The 19,078-nt window shown below is 72.0% G+C and carries 15 protein-coding genes; 5 read left to right on the top strand and 10 right to left on the bottom strand.

Annotated elements, in window-relative coordinates; translation table 11 throughout:
- Window positions 1-2 precede the first annotated feature (2 nt).
- Both cueR and EZ216_RS13615 read right to left on the bottom strand, forming a co-directional pair.
- The gene (gene cueR / locus EZ216_RS13620) at window positions 3-407 is read right to left on the bottom strand and encodes a Cu(I)-responsive transcriptional regulator (protein WP_135250330.1); all 405 of its coding nucleotides are present in this window, start codon (window positions 405-407) and stop codon (window positions 3-5) included.
- Window positions 400-2,577, bottom strand: coding sequence for a heavy metal translocating P-type ATPase (locus EZ216_RS13615; protein WP_239024382.1), 2,178 nt, complete (start codon window positions 2,575-2,577; stop codon window positions 400-402). Before EZ216_RS13615 ends, cueR begins: the two co-directional genes overlap by 8 nt.
- 141 nt (window positions 2,578-2,718) lie before the next feature.
- On the opposite strand from EZ216_RS13615, the gene EZ216_RS13610 reads away from it, so the two are divergent.
- The gene (locus tag EZ216_RS13610) at window positions 2,719-2,910 is read left to right on the top strand and encodes a heavy-metal-associated domain-containing protein (protein WP_135250328.1); all 192 of its coding nucleotides are present in this window, start codon (window positions 2,719-2,721) and stop codon (window positions 2,908-2,910) included.
- Here the strand turns inward: EZ216_RS13610 and EZ216_RS13605 are convergent.
- Together EZ216_RS13605 and pdxH are read right to left on the bottom strand one after the other, a co-directional pair.
- Window positions 2,895-3,797 carry a ribose-phosphate diphosphokinase gene (locus EZ216_RS13605; protein WP_135250327.1) on the bottom strand — a complete coding sequence of 301 codons (903 nt, stop codon included), beginning with the start codon at window positions 3,795-3,797 and terminating at the stop codon, window positions 2,895-2,897. The two genes, EZ216_RS13610 and EZ216_RS13605, sit on opposite strands and share 16 nt — an antisense overlap.
- A 90-nt stretch (window positions 3,798-3,887) precedes the next feature.
- Window positions 3,888-4,571: a pyridoxamine 5'-phosphate oxidase gene (gene pdxH / locus EZ216_RS13600; RefSeq protein ID WP_439126735.1), complete on the bottom strand. Its 684-nt coding sequence runs from the start codon at window positions 4,569-4,571 to the stop codon at window positions 3,888-3,890.
- Between the two features lie 129 nt (window positions 4,572-4,700).
- Here pdxH and EZ216_RS13595 point away from each other — a divergent pair, with 129 nt between their 5' ends.
- Window positions 4,701-6,074 (top strand): acyclic terpene utilization AtuA family protein, encoded by a 1,374-nt coding sequence (locus tag EZ216_RS13595; RefSeq protein ID WP_135250325.1) that lies wholly within the window; start codon window positions 4,701-4,703, stop codon window positions 6,072-6,074.
- Window positions 6,074-6,418 (top strand): AtuA-related protein, encoded by a 345-nt coding sequence (locus EZ216_RS13590; protein ID WP_135250324.1) that lies wholly within the window; start codon window positions 6,074-6,076, stop codon window positions 6,416-6,418. The genes EZ216_RS13595 and EZ216_RS13590 overlap by 1 nt, the downstream gene beginning before the upstream one ends.
- A gap of 12 nt (window positions 6,419-6,430) precedes the next feature.
- Here EZ216_RS13590 and EZ216_RS13585 read toward each other — a convergent pair whose 3' ends face one another.
- The 4 genes from EZ216_RS13585 to EZ216_RS13570 form a co-directional block, all read right to left on the bottom strand.
- Complete coding sequence (locus EZ216_RS13585; RefSeq protein ID WP_135250323.1) at window positions 6,431-7,348, bottom strand: recombination-associated protein RdgC; 918 nt, start codon at window positions 7,346-7,348, stop codon at window positions 6,431-6,433.
- 229 nt (window positions 7,349-7,577) lie between these two features.
- Window positions 7,578-11,009 (bottom strand): two-partner secretion domain-containing protein, encoded by a 3,432-nt coding sequence (locus EZ216_RS13580; protein WP_135250322.1) that lies wholly within the window; start codon window positions 11,007-11,009, stop codon window positions 7,578-7,580.
- A 17-nt stretch (window positions 11,010-11,026) separates the two neighbouring features.
- Window positions 11,027-12,709: a ShlB/FhaC/HecB family hemolysin secretion/activation protein gene (locus EZ216_RS13575; RefSeq protein WP_135250321.1), complete on the bottom strand. Its 1,683-nt coding sequence runs from the start codon at window positions 12,707-12,709 to the stop codon at window positions 11,027-11,029.
- A gap of 186 nt (window positions 12,710-12,895) precedes the next feature.
- The gene (locus tag EZ216_RS13570) at window positions 12,896-13,822 is read right to left on the bottom strand and encodes a cation diffusion facilitator family transporter (protein ID WP_135250320.1); all 927 of its coding nucleotides are present in this window, start codon (window positions 13,820-13,822) and stop codon (window positions 12,896-12,898) included.
- A 137-nt stretch (window positions 13,823-13,959) separates the two neighbouring features.
- Between EZ216_RS13570 and EZ216_RS13565 the strand changes: the two genes are divergently transcribed.
- Both EZ216_RS13565 and EZ216_RS13560 read left to right on the top strand, forming a co-directional pair.
- Complete coding sequence (locus tag EZ216_RS13565) at window positions 13,960-14,346, top strand: RcnB family protein (protein WP_135250319.1); 387 nt, start codon at window positions 13,960-13,962, stop codon at window positions 14,344-14,346.
- A 30-nt stretch (window positions 14,347-14,376) separates the two neighbouring features.
- Complete coding sequence (locus EZ216_RS13560) at window positions 14,377-16,368, top strand: bifunctional DedA family/phosphatase PAP2 family protein (protein ID WP_135250318.1); 1,992 nt, start codon at window positions 14,377-14,379, stop codon at window positions 16,366-16,368.
- Window positions 16,369-16,371: 3 nt separating this feature from the next.
- Here EZ216_RS13560 and EZ216_RS13555 read toward each other — a convergent pair whose 3' ends face one another.
- Complete coding sequence (locus EZ216_RS13555) at window positions 16,372-18,573, bottom strand: xanthine dehydrogenase family protein molybdopterin-binding subunit (RefSeq protein WP_135250317.1); 2,202 nt, start codon at window positions 18,571-18,573, stop codon at window positions 16,372-16,374.
- The gene (locus EZ216_RS13550) at window positions 18,570-19,043 is read right to left on the bottom strand and encodes a (2Fe-2S)-binding protein (protein WP_135250316.1); all 474 of its coding nucleotides are present in this window, start codon (window positions 19,041-19,043) and stop codon (window positions 18,570-18,572) included. Before EZ216_RS13550 ends, EZ216_RS13555 begins: the two co-directional genes overlap by 4 nt.
- Between the last annotated feature and the right edge of the window lie 35 nt (window positions 19,044-19,078).

Genomic DNA, 19,078 nt, shown 5'->3' with positions numbered 1-19,078 from the left:
GCTTAGGCCCCCTCCAGCTCCTCCAGGATCGGGCAATCCGGCCGGTGGTCACCGTGGCAGCAATGGATCAGCGTCTGCAGCGTGCGGCGCATCGCTTCCATTTCTTCCAGCTTGCGCGTGAGATCGGCGACGTGGGCGGACGCGATTCGGCGGACGTCGGCGCTGGAGCGGCGGCGGTTCTGCCACAGCTTCAGCAGCTCGGCGATCTCCGCCATCGAGAACCCCAGGTCGCGCGCGCGGCGGATGAAGCGCAGCGTGTGCACCTCGCGGTCGCCGTACTGGCGGTAGCCGGCGTCGGTGCGGTTCACCGCGGGCAGCAGGCCCAGCGATTCGTAGTGCCGGACCATCTTGGCCGACACGTTGGAGCGGCGCGCGGCCTCGCCGATGTTGAACAGGGTTTCAGTCACGGGAAGCTCCTTTCCAGCGGCGCAGCAGCAGCGCGTTGCCCACCACGCTGGCGCTGCTGAAGGCCATCGCCGCGCCGGCGACGACGGGACTCAGCCAGCCCAGCGCGGCGAGCGGGATGCCCACGACGTTGTAGGCGAAGGCCCAGAACAGGTTCTGGCGGATCTTGGCGAAGGTGCGGCGCGACACGTCGATGGCGTCGGCCACCAGCGCGGGGTCGCCGCGCATCAGCGTGACGCCGGCCGCGTGCATCGCCACGTCGGTGCCGGTGGCCATCGCGATGCCGACGTCGGCGGCCGCGAGCGCCGGCGCGTCGTTCAATCCGTCGCCGACCATCGCGACCACGTGGCCGCCTTCGCGCAGGCCGGCGACAAGGCGCGCCTTGTCCTGCGGCAGCACTTCGGCGTGCACGGCGTCGATGCCCAGTTGCCGGCCGACCGCGTTGGCCGCGCCGGCGTTGTCGCCGGAAACCAGCGCGGTGCGCACGCCTTCCTGGCGCAGTGCCGCCATCGCCGCGGCGGCGCCGGGCTTGAGCGAATCGCCGAAGGCCAGCAGGCCCAGCAGGCGGGGAGGCCCGCCGACGTCGGCCAGCCACGACACGGTGCGGCCTTCGGCTTGCGCGCGTTGAGCGGCTTCCGCGAGGGATCCGCTTTCGACCGACAGTTCCGCCATCCAGCGCGTGCTGCCCAGGCGCAGTTCGCGGCCTGCCACGCGGCCGGTGATGCCGCGGCCGGCCACCGCCGTGACGCCTTCCGCCGGAACAGGGGTGATGCCCTGCGCGCGCGCCGCATCCACCACCGCCCGCGCCAGCGGATGCTCGCTGCCCGCCTGCAGCGAAGCCGCCAGCCGCAGCAACTCTTCGTCCGCGATGCCATTCGGCTGCGCCAGTACCAGCGAAGGCTTGCCTTCGGTCAGCGTGCCGGTCTTGTCGAACGCGACGACGTTGACGCGGTGTGCCAGCTCCAGCGCCTGCGCGTCCTGGATCAGGATGCCGTGACGCGCGGCAACGCCGGTGCCGGCCATGATGGCCGCCGGCGTGGCCAGGCCCAGTGCGCAAGGGCAGGCGATGACCAGCACGGCCACCGCATTCAGGATGGCCATGTCCCACTCGCCCGTGCCCAGGCCCCAGCCCAGCAGCGTGAGCAGCGCGATGCCCAGCACCACGGGCACGAACACCGCGCTGACCTTGTCCACCAGCCGCTGCACCGGCGCCTTCTTCGCCTGCGCGGATTCCACCAGGCGCACGATGCGTGCCAGCGTGCTCTCCGCGCCCAGCGCCGTGGCGCGCACCACCAGCAGGCCTTCGGCGTTGACCGATCCACCGGTCACGCGAGCGCCGGCTTCCTTGGGCACCGGCAGGCTTTCGCCGGTGAGCAGCGATTCGTCCACGTGGCTGCGCCCTTCGGTCACTTCACCGTCGGCGGGGATGCGCTCGCCGGGGCGCACGACCACCAGGTCGCCACGCACGAGTCGCGCGACGGCGATCTCCGTCTCCGTGCCATTGCGCCGCACCCGCGCGGTGTCCGGCCGCAGTGCATTCAGCGCGCGGATGGCATCGGTGGCCTGCCGCTTGGCGCGGCCTTCCAGCCACTTGCCCAGCAGCACCAGCGTGATGACCAGCGCCGACGCTTCGTAGTACAGGTGGCCGTGGCCGCCGTGCGCCTGCAGCTGCCATGTGCTCAACCCGTAGGCCGCGCTGGTGCCCAGCGCCACCAGCAGGTCCATGTTGCCGGTGCCGCCACGCAGCGCCGCCCAGCCCGCGCGGTAGAAGCGCGCGCCCAGCCAGAACTGCACCGGCGTCGCCAGCGCCCATTGCAGCAGGCCCGGCAGCATCCAGCCGCTGCCCGCGGCCATGGCGATCATCTGCAGCAGGAAGGGCAGCGACAGCAGGGCGGAGAGCACGACCGGCCAGGGGCTCTGCAAGGGCGCGTCGTGCGGCTGTTCATCTTGCAGCAGCGTCGCGTGGTAACCGGCCTTTTCCACCGCGGCGGACAGCGCGGCGGTGTCGGCGCCGCCCGCCAGCCGCACCTCGGCCGTTTCCGTCGCGAGGTTCACTTCCGCGCCCGCCACGCCGGGCACTTTCTTCAGCGCGCGCTCCACGCGGTTGACGCACGAAGCGCAGGTCATGCCTTCGATCTGCAGCCGCACGGGCGGGGTGAGGGTGGTGTCCATGGATGCCAGTCTGAACCTTTCCATCATGGTAAGGTCAAGTCCGGGGCGGCGTTTGCCCTGCATCAAGCAAGGTCAACGGGTGGCCGTTGACCTTGCCACCGTGGGAAGCTGCAGGATGGCCGCATCGAACGGAGAAAGCACATGCACGAATTCAAGCTGCCCGCGATGAGCTGCGGCCATTGCGTCAACGCCGTGACCGAGGCTGCCCATGAAGTGGACCCGCAGGCGCGGGTGGAAGTGGACCTCGCGCGCAAGGAAGCGCGGGTGGAATCGCCGCAGCCGCGCGAGAAGTTCGCGGCCGCGCTGGCCGAGGCGGGCTACACGCCGGCCTGAGCCCGCGACCACTGCGCGATGACGCGCGCCACTTCCGGCAGCACGTCGATCGCGTTCGTCTCGTCCTCGATTGCATTGCAGGTGACCATGCGCGCCGCGCCCGTGGACGCCAGCAACTCGCGCGCGCCGGGCGCGAACATCGCGTGCACGCCGATGCACACCGGCGCCACGCCGAAAGCCTCGCTCACATGCCGCGCCGCTTCGGCCATGGTGTGGCCGCTGGACACGATGTCGTCCAGGATCACCGGCGTGCGGCCGCGCGCGGCGGATGCATCGGGCAGCGTGACGGACACGTCGCGGTCGCCGCGGCGCGTCTTCAGCAGCACCTGCCACGGGCAGCCCAGCCGCCGCGCCACGTCGGCCACCCACTGCTCGCTTTCGGCATCGGGGCCGATCAGCATGGGCTCGGGCACGTTCGCGCGCACCCAGGAGGCGATGGCCGGCGCGCTGCGCACCACCTGCGTCGGGATGCGGTAGACCTCGTCCAGCGATTGGTAGCGGTGCAGGTGCGGATCGACGGTCACCACCCAGTCAAAAGCCTGCGACGCCAGGCGCCCGAACGTGCGCGACGTGATCGCCTCGCCTTCGCGGAAGCGCGCGTCCTGGCGCATGTAGGGCAGGTAGGGCGCGGCCAGCGCGATGCGGCGGGCGCCCATCTCGCGCAGCGTGTCCGACAGGCTCCACAGCGTCATCAGCTGCGGGTCGGGGTCGCGCAGCGCAGCGGCGATCACGACGTCGTGGCCGCGCACGTCGCCGTCGATCCGCAGGTACGACTCGCCGTCCGGAAAGCGCCGGAAGTCGAGCGCGGCCACCGGCGCTTCGATGGCGTGCGCCAACGCGGCCGTGAGCCGCTCCGCCCCGGGCAGGGCCAGCAGGCGCAGGTTCATCGCGAGACCTCCCGGGTCGGCGTCATGCGGGGCGATTGTCTTGGAAGCCGGACGCTGGCGGAGCGGCAATGGCTCATCAGGGCTGGAAATTCAGGGCGCCAGCCGCTCGCGCAGCCAGCCCGCGCCTTCCCGCGTGTACCGCAGCCGGTCATGCAGCCGGCTCTTGCGGCCCTGCCAGAACTGCCACTCGTGCGGCACTAGGCGGTAGCCGCCCCAGTGCGGCGGGCGCGGCGGGTTCAGCAGGAACTGGGCGCCGTATTTGGCGGCATTGGCCACCAGCACTGAGCGGCCGCTGATGACCTCGCTTTGCGGGCTGGCCCAGGCGCCGATGCGCGAATCCAGCGGGCGGCTGGCGAAGTACGCGTCGCTCTCCGCGTCGCTGGTTTTCTCCACGCGGCCTTCGATGCGCACCACGCGTTCCAGCTCCACCCAGTGGAACTGCAGCGCGGCATAAGGGTTGCCGGCCAGCTCTCGGCCTTTGCGGCTCTGGTAGTTGGTGTACCAGACGATGCCGCGCTCGTCGTAGCCCTTGACCAGCACGATGCGCGTGCTGGGGCGCAGGTCGCTGCCCACGGTGGCCACGGTCATCGCGTTGGGTTCGGGCACCTCGCCGGCGATGGCCTCGGTCAGCCACTGGTCGAACTGCTTCAGCGGGTCGGCATGGCTGGCTTCCTCGCTCAATTCGGCGCGCTCGTAGCTTTTGCGCAGCTCCGCGAGGCGGTCGGACGTCTTGCTCATGGCGCGATTCTGGCATCCGCCGCCGCGGCGCCTCATCCTGAGAAAACCCTGCTGTTGTGCCCAGGGTTCTGTCCCGTTGCGATCGATGGGCCGACACCCAGGCTCTTCAGTGCCGATGCGTTGCCGCGCCGGGTGGACCTCCCGCGCGGCCATTAGGATGCGGCCATGACAACCGGACCCTTGTTCATCGGCTGCGGCGCCGGCTTTTCCGGCGACCGCACGGACGCGGCCGGTCCCGTGGTGGACACGCTAATCGCTCGCCTGCGTGAAAGGCCCGGTGCGCGCGCCTGCCTGATGTTCGAGACGCTGGCCGAGCGCACGCTGGCGCTGGCGCAGCTTCGCCGCCGCGACGATCCTTCTTCGGGCTACGAGCCGCTGCTGGAAGACCTGCTGGAGCCGGTGCTGGCGCGCTGCCTGCAGCACGGCATCGGCATCGTCGGCAACTTCGGCGCGGCCAACCCGCCGGGAGCTGCGCGGACGATCCGCGCGCTCGCGAAGCGGCTGGGCCTGCCTTCGCCGCGCATCGCGGTGGTCACGGGCGACGATCTCTCGTCGCCGCAGCACGCCGCGCTGCTGCGCGAACACGCCGGGCCGGCGCTGGACAGCCTGAAGGTCGTGAGCGCCAACGCGTACCTCGGCGCGCGCCCCATCGCCGATGCGTTCGCGGCGGGCGCGCAGGTCGTCGTGGCCGGGCGTGTCGCCGATCCCGCGCTGGCGCTGGGGCCCGCGATGGCGCACTTCGGCTGGCGCGACGACGACTGGGACCGGCTGGCGGGCGGCACCATGGCCGGCCACCTGCTGGAATGCGGCGCGCAGGTCACGGGTGGCTACTTCGCCGATCCGGGGCTGAAAGATGTGCCCGATCTGCACGTCGTCGGGTTCCCGGTGGTGGAGCTGTTCGAGGACGGCTCTTGCATCGTCGGCAAGGCCGAAGGCACCGGCGGCATGGTGAGCCTCGCCACCGTGAAGGAGCAGCTGCTCTACGAAGTGCACGACCCCGCGGCGTACCTCACGCCGGACGTGGTCGCGGACGTCACGGACGCGTCGGTCGAAGCGGTTGGCGGCAACCTCGTGGCGCTGCGCGGCGTGCGTGGCCACGCGCGGCCGCCGACGCTGAAGGTGAACGTCTTCCACGAAGGCGGCTGGCTGGCCGAAGGCGAGATCTCGTATGCCGGCCCACGCGCCGCGGAGCGCGCCCGCCTGGCGGCCGACGTGCTGCGCAAGCGCCTGCCGTCACTGGATGCGCGCTTCGACATCATCGGCGTGAGCAGCGTGTTCGGCGACGACGCGGGCCGCACCCCGATGTCCCTGCCTTCGCCGGCCATGCGCGATGCGCGCATGCGTGCGGCGGCCGCGCACCCCGACAAGCGCCAAGCGCAGCGCCTGGTGCGCGAAGTCACGGCGCTGTACACCTGCGGGCCCGCGGCCGGCGGCGGCGTGCGCACCGCGCTCACCGCGCGGCTGAACAACCTGTCCTGCTACGTGCCGCGCGAGAGCGTCACGCCGGCTTTCCACCTGGCGGGCGAGGGAGACCTGTGATGGACACGTTCCCGCTCTGGCGCCTGGCCCACGGCCGCACGGGGGACAAGGGCGACCGCTCCAACATCAGCGTGATCGCCTGGGACCCGGCCTTCTGGCCGGTGCTCGTGGACCAGGTCACCGAAGACGCCGTGCTGCGGCAGTTCCGCTGGCGCGAGCCGCAGGGCGTGCGGCGCTTCCTGCTGCCGAAGCTGCAGGCGATGAACTTCGTCATCGACGGCCTGCTGGACGGCGGCGTGAACGAGGCGCTGAACCTCGACACGCACGGCAAGACGCTGTCGTTCCTGCTGCTGGAATTGCCGGTGCAGGTGCCGGCGGAACTGCGGCCGCTGCTGCGCGGTTGACCGCGGGTGCGCTCAGGCCGGCGCCTGCATCTTCGTCTCGCCCCCCAGCGAAGCCAGCAGCTCCGGCAGCAGTTCCGCCAGTTCCGAAGTCGCGATCGCCGCGTCGGCGTCGAAGCCGTCTTCGCCCTTGGGCGCGTCTTCCACGCCGCGGATGTCGATCTTGCGGATGGCGAACTGCTCGGTCAGCACGAACGACACCTTGTCGTTCCAGGTCAGCGCCAGCTGCGTGGGCAGCTTGCCTTCGGAGATGTGCTGGCCGATCTCGTCCAGCTCCAGGTTGTGGCGGGCGTAGCGCACCACCGAGCGGTCTTCGCCGGAGTGCTTGAGTTCCAGGTCGCGGTCGATGGAGAAGCCGGCGGGCGCTTCCTTGGTCGTCAGCCATTCGGCCATGGCGGTGGCGGGCGCCATCGCGGTGGACAGCGGCGAGAGCACCAGGACGTGCTTCAGTTCGGCCATCACGTCCACCAGCTGGCGCACCGCGGGCTCGGCGGCCTTCATGCTGCCGGCGGCGACCACCAGCGCGCGCTGCTGCAGGTCCAGCCACACCACGTGCGTGGCGCGCTTGCTGAACGCGCGCGGCAGGAAGGTGTGGACGATCTCGGCCTTCAGCTCGGACTTTTCCTTGCGCCCCGGCTTGCGCCCGTGTTCGGCCTCGATGGCCTTGCAGCGCGCTTCCAGTTCCGCGCGCACCGCGCCGCCGGGCACTGCCTTGCGCTCGACGGCCAGTTTCAGGATCCATTGGCCGGCGACGTTCTCCACCATCGCCCCGTTCTCGGCGCCGCGCGGCGGCATCCAGCCGACCGACAGCTCCTGCGTGGGCTGGCAGGGCTGGAAGGCGAGGCGCTGCAGTTCGGCCTCCAGGGCCTCGAGCGCCGGGGGCGTCCAGTCGGGGCCGATGCGGTAGACGACGATGTTCTTGAAAAGCGGCATGCGGGAAGCGGCGGATGAAACGACTTCGAAGGGTCCGCATTCTCGCCGGTCCGCGGTGGTGCCGCCGCGGCGTACGAATGGTTGCGTGCCGCGGGACCGATCGGGGCGCGCCCAGCCCGCGCGGCCGTTCACGCCGGTGTGCCCCCAATGAGACATCCCCCGCGGCGGACCGGGGTCCATCCGCGGGGGATGCGGGGGATGCCGGGCGGCCTGGCAGCCGCCCGCGCCGTCAGCGGTCGGACGTGACGAACAGCAGCTGTTCGACGCCGCCCGGCAGCGTGACGCCGCCGTCGACGATCTGCACCAGGCTGTTGCGCGAGGCCGGCACGCGCACCTGGTCGCCTTGCGAGCCGCCGCCGCGAAGCATCTGGCGCGCCTCGCCGAGGTTGACCGGCACGCTGGACTGGTTGGCGTCGACCGCCGGCGAAACCAGCAGGTTGTCCGCGCCGCCGAACACCGCCTGCACGCTGGCCGGCGCGTTGACCACCTGCACGGCGCTGCCGCCGGCCGAGGCAGCCGGCGGCAGCGCCAGCGGCACCTGGATCACCGGCACGAGCAGCGTGCGTGCCGGCGCCAGGGCCTGCTCGGACACTTGCTGCGGCACCGGAGCGGGCGCCGGGGTGGCCGCAGCGACAGGGGCCGGCGCGGGAGCCGGGGCGGGCGCCGGCGTGGCGGTCGCGGGCGGCGTCACGGCCGTGGGCAGCGCGATCTGCGTGCCGCCGGCGTTGATCACCTGCGTGACCACGTTGCCGATCGAGGCCAGCGGCGCGGCGCCGTAGTACCACGTCACCTGGCGCGTGGCGCCGGCGCCCATGGAGCCGTAGTTCATGAAGATGCCGTACGAGCCGTCCTGGTTCGGGGTGACGACGTCGGAGGTGCGCGGGTCCTTGTTGATGATGTTGCCGAAGCTGCAGCACCAGTCGGTGACCGTGTCGGCGTCCACGTTGGTGGAGTGGAACAGTACCGCCGAGCCCGGCGCTCCGTTGGTGGAGGGATCGAACTCCGAGATCACGATCGAGCGCGCCTGGTCGGACTGCGACGAGATCGGCTGGAAGCCCGACGAGGTGATGTTGCCCTTGGTCTTGACGTTGGTGTCGGTGATCGCCACGTAGTCGTCGCGCGTGCCCACCCACAGCCGCACGTTGTCGATGGCGGAAGCGCTGGTGTTCACCGTGCGGGTGACCGCCTTGATGAACTGGTCGCCGGTGCCCAGCGAGTACTCGTGGCTCATGTGCACGGTGCTGCCGCTGGACGCGTCCGTCAGGTCGTAGCCGACCAGGATGGTGCCCACGCCGCGGGACAGGCCCACGGTGCTGACCGCCAGGTTGCTGATGGACGACTGCAGCGAATCGGTGCCGCCGTTGCTGGCGATGATGGAGCCGCCGTTGTTCCAGCCGGCCGTGCCCGCGCCGCCCAGGCCCACGCCCAGGTCCATGTCGTAGTTCCAGTAGGTGAGCTTGAACCACTGGTTCAGCACCGGGTCGCGGTAGAAGGGCTGGCGCAGGTTGCCCATTGCGTTGACCGAGTCGGTCAGGCCGTTGCCGATGGCCAGGTTGCCGTTGTCGAAGGACTTCGGCGCCACCGTCGTCAGCGCGCCGTCGCTGTACACCTGCAGCTTGTAGGCCGCGCCGCCCAGCCCGAAGTGCGCACCGGCCACGTCGGAGCCGGAATCCTCCAGCAACTGGTACAGCGTCCTGCCCGTGCCGGCCAGGTAGCCCGCGATGGTGCCGTAGTTGGCGTCGATGCCCGACACCGACGACTGCGTGGCCGCCTGCCGGGCCTTGATCGTCAGGTCGGGCGTGCCGGCGTAGGTCGCCGAGATGTCCTCGATGGACAGGTTGCCACCGGCCGACAGCACCATGGTGTCGGTGCCGGTGCCGGTCATCTGCAGCGACAGGCCGTACAGGTCGAGGTTCTGCCCGGAGGCCAGCGTCATGGACCGGCCGGCCTTCAGCACGGACTGCGACGCGGACGTGATCACCGCGCTGCCCGCCGCCGGCTGGTAGGTGCCCGACGCCGAGATGCCGTCCGTGGCCCGGATGTCCAGCGCGTCGGCTGCGGCGATGCGCACGCCGTCGACCCAGTACATGTTGAAGTGGCGGGTATCGGCGCTGATGGTGTTGCCGGACAGCGTCACGTACTCGTTCACGTTGACGTCGCGCCCGTACAGGCTGATCGCGCCCGTGCCCGCGGACAGCGAAACGTTGGGCTCGAAGGCGATGTCCACCGAGTGGTCGTTGGCGGGCACGCCGCCGGCCAGCGCGCCGCCCAGCACGACGTTGCCGCCGTGCGTGTCGACGCTGCTGCCCTGCGCGAAGCGGATCTCGCCGGTGTTGCTGCCGTCGTTGTTGGCCGATGCCACCAGGTTCAGCTTGCCGCTGGTGGAGGCGATGGACACGTTGGTGTCCACCGTCACGCTGTGGTGAGCCTGCAGCGTCAGCGTGGCGTCGCCGCCTGCGGCCTTGGCGATGTTGTCCTGCACCAGGATGTCGCCGCTGCCCGAGCCGCCCGCGCTGGTCTGGATGGTCACGTTGCCGCCGGCCAGTTGCGCGGCCAGCTGCGCGCCCGTGATGTCGCCGCCGCTGGCGGCGATGGTGAAGTCGGTCGGGTCGATCAGCCAGGTGCCCGACCGGCCCTTGGCCGCCGCGGTGGTGATGCTGGCGCCGTCGGCCACGCGCACGCGCGCGGCGCTCGTTTCCACGAAGCCGCCATTGCCGCCTTCGGGCGCGCCGGCGTCGATGCGGCCGCCCACGCTGGTGACGCCGTGCTCCATGTCGGACAGCAGCAGGATGCGGCCGCCATGGTCGGCGATGGTGCGGGCGCGCAGCTCGCCGGTGTTGTTCACCGCGGCGTCGACCAGCTCGCTGGCCGTCTTCGCGGCCAGCACGATCCGGCCGCCGTCGGCGCGGACCGCGCCGCCGTTGGCCACCAGCGCGTCCAGCGTGCCCTGCTCGATGGCCACGCCCACCAGGCTGTCGCCGCCGAAGTTCAGCGTGACCTTGTCGCCCGCGGCGCCGGCCATCGTGCCCAGGCGGGCGGTGACGGTGCCGTCGTTGCGCACGGCGCGGCCGATCAGCGCGACGTAGCCGCCGTCCGCGGCGTTGATCTGGCCGAGGTTGCGCACGTCGCCCGTGCCCGTGCCCTGGAAGGTCGCGCGTCCGGCCATGAAGTCGGCGTCGGAGATGCCGCGGGTGGACGCGACGAGGCTGCCCACGTCCACGCGGGCGCCGGCGCCGAACAGCACGCCGTTCGGGTTCACCAGCCAGACCTGGCCGTTGGCGCGCAGCGCGCCGTTGATCACGGAGCCTTCGTTGCCGACCACGCGGTTGAGCGTGATGGCCGACGCGTTCGGCTGGTTGAACTGCACGGAAGCGCCGGAGCCGACGTTGAACGACTGCCAGTTGATGGCCGCGCGCTGGCTGCCCTGGTCGATGGTCATGGTGGCGCCGGCCGAGCGGATGCCCGCCTGGCCGGCGGTCACCTGGCCGCCGGTGGGCAACGCGCCCGCGGCCACCTGCGCCAGTGCCGGCGCGGACAGCAGCACGGATGCGAGCACGGCGCCGCACACGCCGGCGGACTTGCCGCGCGAGCGCGCCGTCTCGGCAACGGCGACGAAGGCGCCCAGGCGGGCGGACCAGACTTTGCGATGGATTCGGTTCATGGTGGGGATTCGATGGGTTAGAACGTCAGGCCGGCCTGCACCAGCAGGCGCGTGCGCGGGGCGGGTTCGCTGGTGGGCGCGCCGCCGTGGACGCGGGTCGCCAGCGCCACGCGCAGCAGGCTGTTGCCGTAGCCCACGTTCAGGCCGACGCCGGCATCGGCGATCTGGCGCGTCTGGCCGGCGGCGTTGATGGGATGCGCCGCGCGGGCCAGGCCCCAGTCGGCGAAGACGGTGCCCTGCACGCGCGCGTCGCCCACGGTGCCCAGCGGCGCGGCCAGTTCGGCCTGCGCCACCAGCGCGTTGTCGCCGGCGAGTTCGCCCAGCGGGTACGCGGGCACGCCGCCCACGCCGCTGACGGTCAGGCGTTCGCTGCCGTCCAGGTTGCGGCCGTTCAGCACGTGCTGCGCGCGCACGCCGGTGGTCAGCTGCAGCCGCGAGGGCAGGGCGCTGACGCGCGTGGCGGCCAGGTTCAGCTTCGACCAGCTGCCGGCGGTTTGCGCGCCGGCCGCGTCCAGCGCGCCCGCGGCGGCGTCGCGGAAGTGCAGCGTGCCGAAGGTCACGGTGGCGCTGGCGGCGGTGATGCCGTCCATGCCGAACACGCCGTGCGTGCGGTTGGTGCTGGCGCGCAGCACCAGCGCGTCGCTGGTCTTGCGCGTGCTGGTGGCGGTGGCGCCCACTTCGTCGCGCAGGTCGCGGTGCACCAGGCCGGCGCCGAGTTCGACCGAGGCGTTGCGGGTGCGCTTCCAGGGATGCGTGGCCGACAGCTCGTAGCTGTCGGCCGTGCCCCTGGCGCCGAGCGCCGAGTACACGTCGCCCAGGCTGTAGGTGGTGCGGCCGACCGCGCCTTCGATGCGCGTGCCGTCGCTGCGCGCCAGCGCCGAATACGCGACGCGGGCGTTGAGCAGGTTGCCGTTGGTGCTGGCCAGGCCCGTGGCGCCCAGGCGGTCGCCGCGGCCGGTGGGCGAATTCCAGTTCGCGCCGAAGGTGACGCGCTCGCGGCCGGTGTAGCGGCTGCCGTGGTTGTCGGCCAGCACGAAGCCGTCGTAAGGCGCCGTGGCCGTGGTGCCGATGGCGAAGTCGGAGGTGCCCACCTTCTGGCCGGGCAGCACGTCGGCCTTGACCACCTGCACGCCGGGCGTGTCGTTGATGATCAGCATGGCGCGCTCCAGCGTGTCGAGCGACACGATGTCGCTGTCCTTCACGTCGTCCAGCAGGCCCTGCACGACGTCGTCGCGCACCAGCGAGCGGTTGTCCAGCACGAAGCGGCCGTAGTTGCCCTCCACGACGCGCACCACCAGCTGGCCGTCGGTCAGGTCCTGCGCCGGCACGTAGGCGCGGGCGACGAAGTAGCCCTGCGCGCGGTAGTAGCGCGTCAGGCGCGTGGCGAGTTCCTCCATCTGCGCCAGCGTCATCGGCTTGCCGGCGGCGTCCTGCACCTGGGCCTGGAGCACGTCGGTGGCGATCACGCGGTTGCCTTCGACACGCACGCTGCGAACGGGCACGGCCTTGCCGCCGTCGCCGGGCAGCGCTTTCATGGGCGCGGGCAGCGGCGCGATGGTGGGAAGGGCGGGCGCGGGCGCGGCGGGCGCGGCGGGAGGCGTGGCCTGGCGCAGCACGTCGCCGGCGGTGGGCGGGGTCTGCGCGAGCGCGTGGCCGGCCAGCGCGAGGGCCAGCGCGGGAGAGAGTCGGATGGAAGTCATAGGGAAGCGGCGCGCCGGACCGGGGACGCGTGAAGGGAGAAACGATCCGTTACGGCGATGCTCGCGGCGCGGCCGCCGGCGTTAAGCGCGGAAAAGCGGGGGAAAGCGCCGGGAACCGCCCGGCTGTTGCGCGGCGGCGACCGCGGTGCGGGATGTGCCGGCGCGGTGCGGCCGGTGCGGCGCCGCTCAGGATCGGGCGCGCCCGGCGACCGCTGCCTTCTCCATCGGCTCGATGTACATCCTGCGCACGTTGGGGAAGCGCTCGCGCACCTGCCGCTCGATGCGCTGAAGCGCTTCGGCCACGGCGGCGGCGCTGGCGCCTTCGCGGGCGCCGACCTCCAGGGTCACCAGCGCTTCGTGCGCGCCGATGTACATCGACAGGATCGCGCCGACGCGCTGGATGTCGGGTTCGGCGATGGCGATGTCGCGGATGCCGCGCGCGGTCTCGGGGCGGATGCCTTCGCCCACCAGCAGGCCACGCGATTCGCGGATCAGCAGCACGGCCACGCCGGCCAGCAGCAGGCCGATCAGCACCGATGCCGCGCCGTCGAGCTGCGGGATGCCGAAAGCCTGGCTCGACCAGACGCCGGCCGCCGCGATGGCCAGGCCGGCGAGCGCGGCGCCGTCCTCGGCGATGACGGTGAAGGTCGTGGGATCCTTGCTCGTGTGCAGGGCCTGCCAGAACGGCCGGTCCGGGTTGTCGCGCCGGAACTGCCGCAGGCCGATGGCGAGGCTGGCCGATTCGAACACCGCCGCGCAGCCGAGCACGACGTAGTTCCAGAACACGTCGCGGATCGGTTCGGGCGAACGCATGTGCTGGATGCCTTCGTACACCGACACGCCGCCGCCCAGCCCGAAGATGAGCACGGCGACGATGAGGCTCCAGAAGTACAGCTCCTTGCCGTGCCCGAACGGGTGGTCCGCCGAAGGCGGCCGCCGGCTGCGCCGCAGGCCCACGAGCAGCAGCACGCCGTCGCCCGAGTCCACCAGCGAATGCACGCCCTCGGACAGCATGGCCGAGCTGCCCGTGAACGCGGCCACGGTGAACTTGGTGGCGGCGATGGCCACGTTCGCGGCGATGGCCGCGTAGACGGCGCGGGCGGATTCGGCCATGGCGGCCATGGTGCGGCCGAGCCGCGCGGCGCCTTGTCGGCGGCCATCGCGTGTTCACCATGTTTCGGCCCATTCCCACATGGCGGGGCGCCCCGCGCGCGCACGCTTTGCACCCATCCCCAGCAAAAGGAGGTTCCATGGAACGACGAACGCTTCTGGATGCGATGCTCGCCACGGCATTCGCAGCCCTGGGCGGCCCGGCCCTGGCCCAGCCGCGCGACGAACCCGAGCGGCGGCGCGAAGGACCGCCGCGCGGGCCCGACATGCGCGAACGCCGCGGTCCCGAACGGTACGAACGCGACGAACGCCGCGGCCCCGAAAGGGACGGCCGCGGTCCGGAGCCGTGGCGTCGCGGCGGCCGCCTGCCGCCCGAATACCGCAACCGCAACTACGTCGTGGACAATTGGCGCGCGCATCGGCTGCCGCCACCGCCACGCGGGCACGAGTGGATCGCCGTCGGCGGCGACTACCTGCTGGTGGTCATCGCCACCGGCGTGATCGTGCAGGTGCTGGCCGGGCAATGACCCGGCGGGCGGCGCGGATGCGCCGCTCCCATGCAGCACACCTTCGACGCATTCCTGCGGGCCGCGGGCCACCATCCGGTGGTGGCGCTGGCGTTCATCGGCGCGATCGCCTTCGCCGAATCGGTCGCCATCCTCGGCACCTTCGTGCCCGCCGCCGTCGTGATGTTCGCGGCCGGCGTGCTGGTGGGACAGGGCACGCTGGATCTTGGGTGGACGCTGGGCATCACGGTTGCGGGCGCCGTGGCCGGCGATGCCATGAGCTACGAGCTGGGACGGCATGGGCAGGACCGCGTCCGCGCGTGGGCGTTCTTCCGCCGCTACCCGGGCGCGATGGACCGCGCCGGGCGGCTGATCGACCGGCATGGCGCCGTAAGTGTGGTGATCGCGCGCTTCACGGGCGCGGTGCGCGCGTTCGTGCCGCTGCTGGCGGGACTGGCGCGCATGCCGCCGGTGCGGTTCTACACGATCAACGTGGCCTCGGCCCTGCTCTGGGCGCCCGCGCACATCCTCCCGGGCGTGGTGTTCGGCGCTTCGCTGCACCTGGCCGAGCAGGCAAGCGGCCGGCTCGCGATGCTGGTGCTGCTGCTCGCGGCGCTGGTCTGGGGAGCGGTCTGGCTCGCGCGCCTGACCTTGCGCGCGATCATCCCGTTCACGCGCTGGCTGCGCGGCCGGGCCATGGGCGCGATCGGCCACCGCACGCAATGGTGGGCGCGTTTGCTGCGCCTGTTCCTCGACCCGGCCAGTCCCGGCTCGGAGGCCCTGTTCGCCGGCCTGGCGATCCTGCTCGGGTCGATGTGGGTGTTTCTGGGCATCGCCGAAGACGTGGTCTCGGGCGACCCGCTGGTGGCGGTGGACCAGACGGTGTCCACTTTCCTGCAACAGCTGCGCACGCAGCCGATGGACCACGCGATGGTCCTCGTCACCGAGATGGGGAGCGTCGGCGTGCTGATCCCCGTCGCCGTGGCCGTGCTGGCCTGGCTGCTGGCCCGCCGTTGCTGGCGCACGGCCGGCTACTGGGCGGCGACGGTGGCCAGTTCGGAACTGGTGGTGTGGGTGCTGAAGCGCACGCTGGGCAGGCACCGGCCGGTGGAGCTGTACCAGGGCCTGGAGCAGTTCTCTTTCCCCAGCGGCCACGCCACCAACAGCGCGGTGGTGCTGGCCTTCCTCGCCTTCCTGCTGACGCGCGGGCAGTCGCCCCGCTGGCGCATCGCCGTCGCCGGCACGACCGCGGTCTACGTCGCCCTGGTGGGGTTCTCGCGCCTGTACCTCGGCGCGCACTGGCTGTCGGACGTGCTGGGCGGCTTCAGCTTCGGGCTGGCGGCGGTCGCGCTCTCGTCGATGGTCTACACGCAGCACGCGGTGAGGGAAACGATCGAGCCGAGGCGGCTGGCGCTGGTGGCGGGCGCGGTGCTGCTCGTGGCCGGCGCGGCCTGGAGCGCATGGCACGCGCCCGCCGACCTCCGGATGTACGCGGTGCACGCCACGCCGCAGGCGACGACGCTGCAGGCCTGGGCCGGCGGCGGCTGGCGCCTGCTGCCCACGCACCGGCGCGAGATCGCGCATGAAGCGCGCGAGCCCATCACGCTGCAGGTGGCGTGCACGGAGCAGGCCTTGCGGGAGGCCCTGCGCCGATCGGGATGGGAGCCCGCGCCGCGGCTGTCCATGGCTTCCGCGCTGCAGGCGATCGCCCCCAGCCCCGAGCTGAGCGAGCTTCCGGTGCTGCCGAAGTACGACGGCGGGCTCGAGTCGAAGCTGAACCTCATGCAGCCCGCGGCGCGTGGCGACCGCACGCGCAACGTGCTGCGGCTGTGGCGATCCCGATGGGAGCTGCCGGGCGGCGTGCCGATCTGGTACGGCGCCTTCGCCCGCCAGCACCAGACCCACGCCAACTACGGCCTCATCCGCGAGAGGCCGCAGCCCGCGCGCGAGTTCACCGGCAGCCTGCCGGCCGCGGGGCTGGTGCCCGCGGTTGCGCACGGCCCCGCGCAAGAGCCGGAGCTTCTGGTGTGCGAGGGCGGCTAGCGCTTACGCCGGCGACGCGTCCTTCCGCACGCCGCGCAACGGCAGCGACCGCATGCGCCGCCCGGTCAGCGCGTGCATCGCGTTCGCCAGTGCCGGCGCGACGGGCGGCAGGCCCACTTCGCCCAGGCCGCCCAGAGGGCCGTCGCTCTCGACGAACGTGATGTCGATCGCGGGCACCTGGTTCATGCGAAGGATCGGGTAGTCGGGGAAGCTGTGCTGCGCGACCGCGCCGTCCTTGATGGTGATCGCCTCGCCCAGCGCCGCGCTCAGGCCCATGATGATGCCGCCCTGCACCTGCTGCGCCGCGGTGTCGGCGTGCACCACGTAGCCGCAGTCGACCACGGCCGTGACCTTGTGCACCGCCGGCAGGCCGCCGGGGTCCAGCGACGCCTCGATGACTTCGGCCACCACGCTGCCGAAGCTTTCCACCAGCGCGATGCCGTGCGCGTGCCCCGCGGGCAGCGGTGCGCCCCAGGCGGCACGGCGCGCGGCCTCGTCCAGCACGCGCAGGTGCCGCGAGCCGGGCGGCAGGTGCCTGCGGCGGAACTCCAGCGGATCCTGCCGGGCCGCTTCGGCGAGTTCGTCGATGAACGATTCGGTGAAGAACCCGTGCTGGCTGTGCGCGACGCTGCGCCACGCGCCGTAGCGCACGTGCGTGGGCACGGGGACGGCGACCATGCTCTGGTTGGCGATGGCGTAGGGCAGGGGGAAGCCTTCGTTGATCAGCTCGGGCGTGTCGATGAAGCGCTGCTGCCAGGCCTGCACCTGGCCCGCATCGTCCAGCGTCGCTTCGATGCGCGTGGTGACGGCGGGGCGATAGGCGCCTTGCGCGAAGTCTTCCTCGCGGCTCCAGATCAGCTTCACGGGCGCGGGGGCGACCACCTTCGCGATGGCGACGGCTTGCGCCAGGTGGTCCTTCTTCGGCGCGGACCGGCGGCCGAAACCGCCGCCCACCGACATCGGCGTGAACTGCACGTCGGCCATAGGCAGGCCGCTGACGTCGGCCAGGTTGGCGCGCGCGCCCAGCGCGTCCTGCTCGCTGCCCCAGGCCTTCAGCTTGCCGTCCTGCCACTGCGCGGTGACGTTGATCGGCTCCATGGTCGCGTGATGCAGGAAGGGCACGGCGTAGGTGGCGGAGAAGCGCGTGCCTTTCACCCTGGCCGCATCGCCCGCGGCGTGGACGGACTTGCCCTCGCCGCCGTCGAGCGCGGCGTTGAAGCGGCCGGCGATCGTGTCGCTGGTGACCTGCGCGTTGGGTCCGGATGAGAACTGCGGCTTCAAGGCGTCGAGCCCGGTGCGCGCGGCCCAGTAGCCGTCGGCGACCACGGCCACCGCTTCGGGCAGCTTCACCACCTTGCGCACGCCGCGCACCGCGATGGCGGGCGCTTCGTCCACCTGCACCAGCTTTTCGCCGTGCACGGGCGACGCCTTCACGGTCGCCACCAGCATGCCCGGCAGGCTGACGTCGATGCCGTACTGCGCGCGGCCCGTCACCTTGGCGGGGATGTCCAGCCGCGGCGGCGCCGTGCCCACCAGGCGGAACTCGCTTCGCTGCTTGAGCGCCACCTGCCCGGGCGCGCCGGACTCGGCCGCGCGAAGCGCGAGCTCGCCGTAGCGCAACGACCGTCCGCTGGCGGCGTGCCGCACCGTGCCGGCTTGCGTGGTGAGTTCCGCGCGCGGCACGCCCCACTGCGCGGCGGCGGCCTGCGCCAGCATCTCGCGCGCGGCCGCGCCCGCGGCGCGCAGGCCCATCTGCCCGGTGAAGCGCACGGACGCGGAGCCGCCCGTCACCTGCATGTGCGCCAGCCGGCCGATCTCGCCGAACGCCAGCAGCGCGCCGCCGCGCGCGAAGCCCGGCGCTTGCCTGCCTTTCAGCAGGAAGCCTTCGATGAAGTAGCGGTTGGCGAAAGCGGGGTCGGCCGGCGCCTGCTCGGCGCGCACCTGCTTCCAGTCGGCATCGAGTTCCTCGGCGGCCATCATGGCCAGCGCGGTGAGCGAGCCTTGGCCCATGTCCGAGTGCGGCACGTAGACGGTGACCACGTCGTCCGTGGCTATGCCGATCCAGCCGCCCAGCAGCGCCGGCTTGGCCATCTGCCGCGCGCGGCGGCCGAAATAGGCATCGCGCCCGGCCACGCCGAGCACGCCGACACCGAGCGCGCCGCCAAGGATGGCGCCCGTTCCGATCAACCAGGTGCGGCGCTTCATGATGTCACCTTCGCGGAAGCACCCGATGCCACCCGCGCCGCTTCATGGATCGCCTGCCGCACGCGCGGGTAGGTTCCGCAGCGGCAGATGTTGGTCATCGCCGCGTCGATGTCGGCGTCGCTGGGCGAAGGCTTCTGCGCCAGCAGCGCGGTGGCGGCCATGATCATCCCGGACTGGCAATAGCCGCACTGCGGCACTTGCGCCGCGATCCAGGCCTGCTGCACCAGGTGCGCGCCGCCCAGGCCTTCGATCGTGGTGACCTTGGCGCCTTCGCACGCGGAGAGCGGGTACACGCAGGACCGCACGGCCGCGCCGTTGACGTGCACCGTGCACGCGCCGCAGGCGGCGATGCCGCAGCCGAATTTGGTGCCGGTGAGTCCCGCCGTTTCGCGGATGGCCCAGAGCAGGGGCATCTGCGGATCCGCGTCGAGGCTCCTGGGCTGGCCGTTGAGGGTGAGGCTGACCGGCATGGTGTCGCTCCTTGGCTGTGGCGTGGCGCCATGGT

Source organism: Ramlibacter humi, assembly GCF_004681975.1.
Taxonomy (GTDB): Bacteria; Pseudomonadota; Gammaproteobacteria; order Burkholderiales; family Burkholderiaceae_C; genus Ramlibacter; species Ramlibacter humi.
The sequence above is the reverse complement of the archived record's forward strand: the minus strand, read 5'-3'. Positions and strand labels throughout refer to the sequence as shown.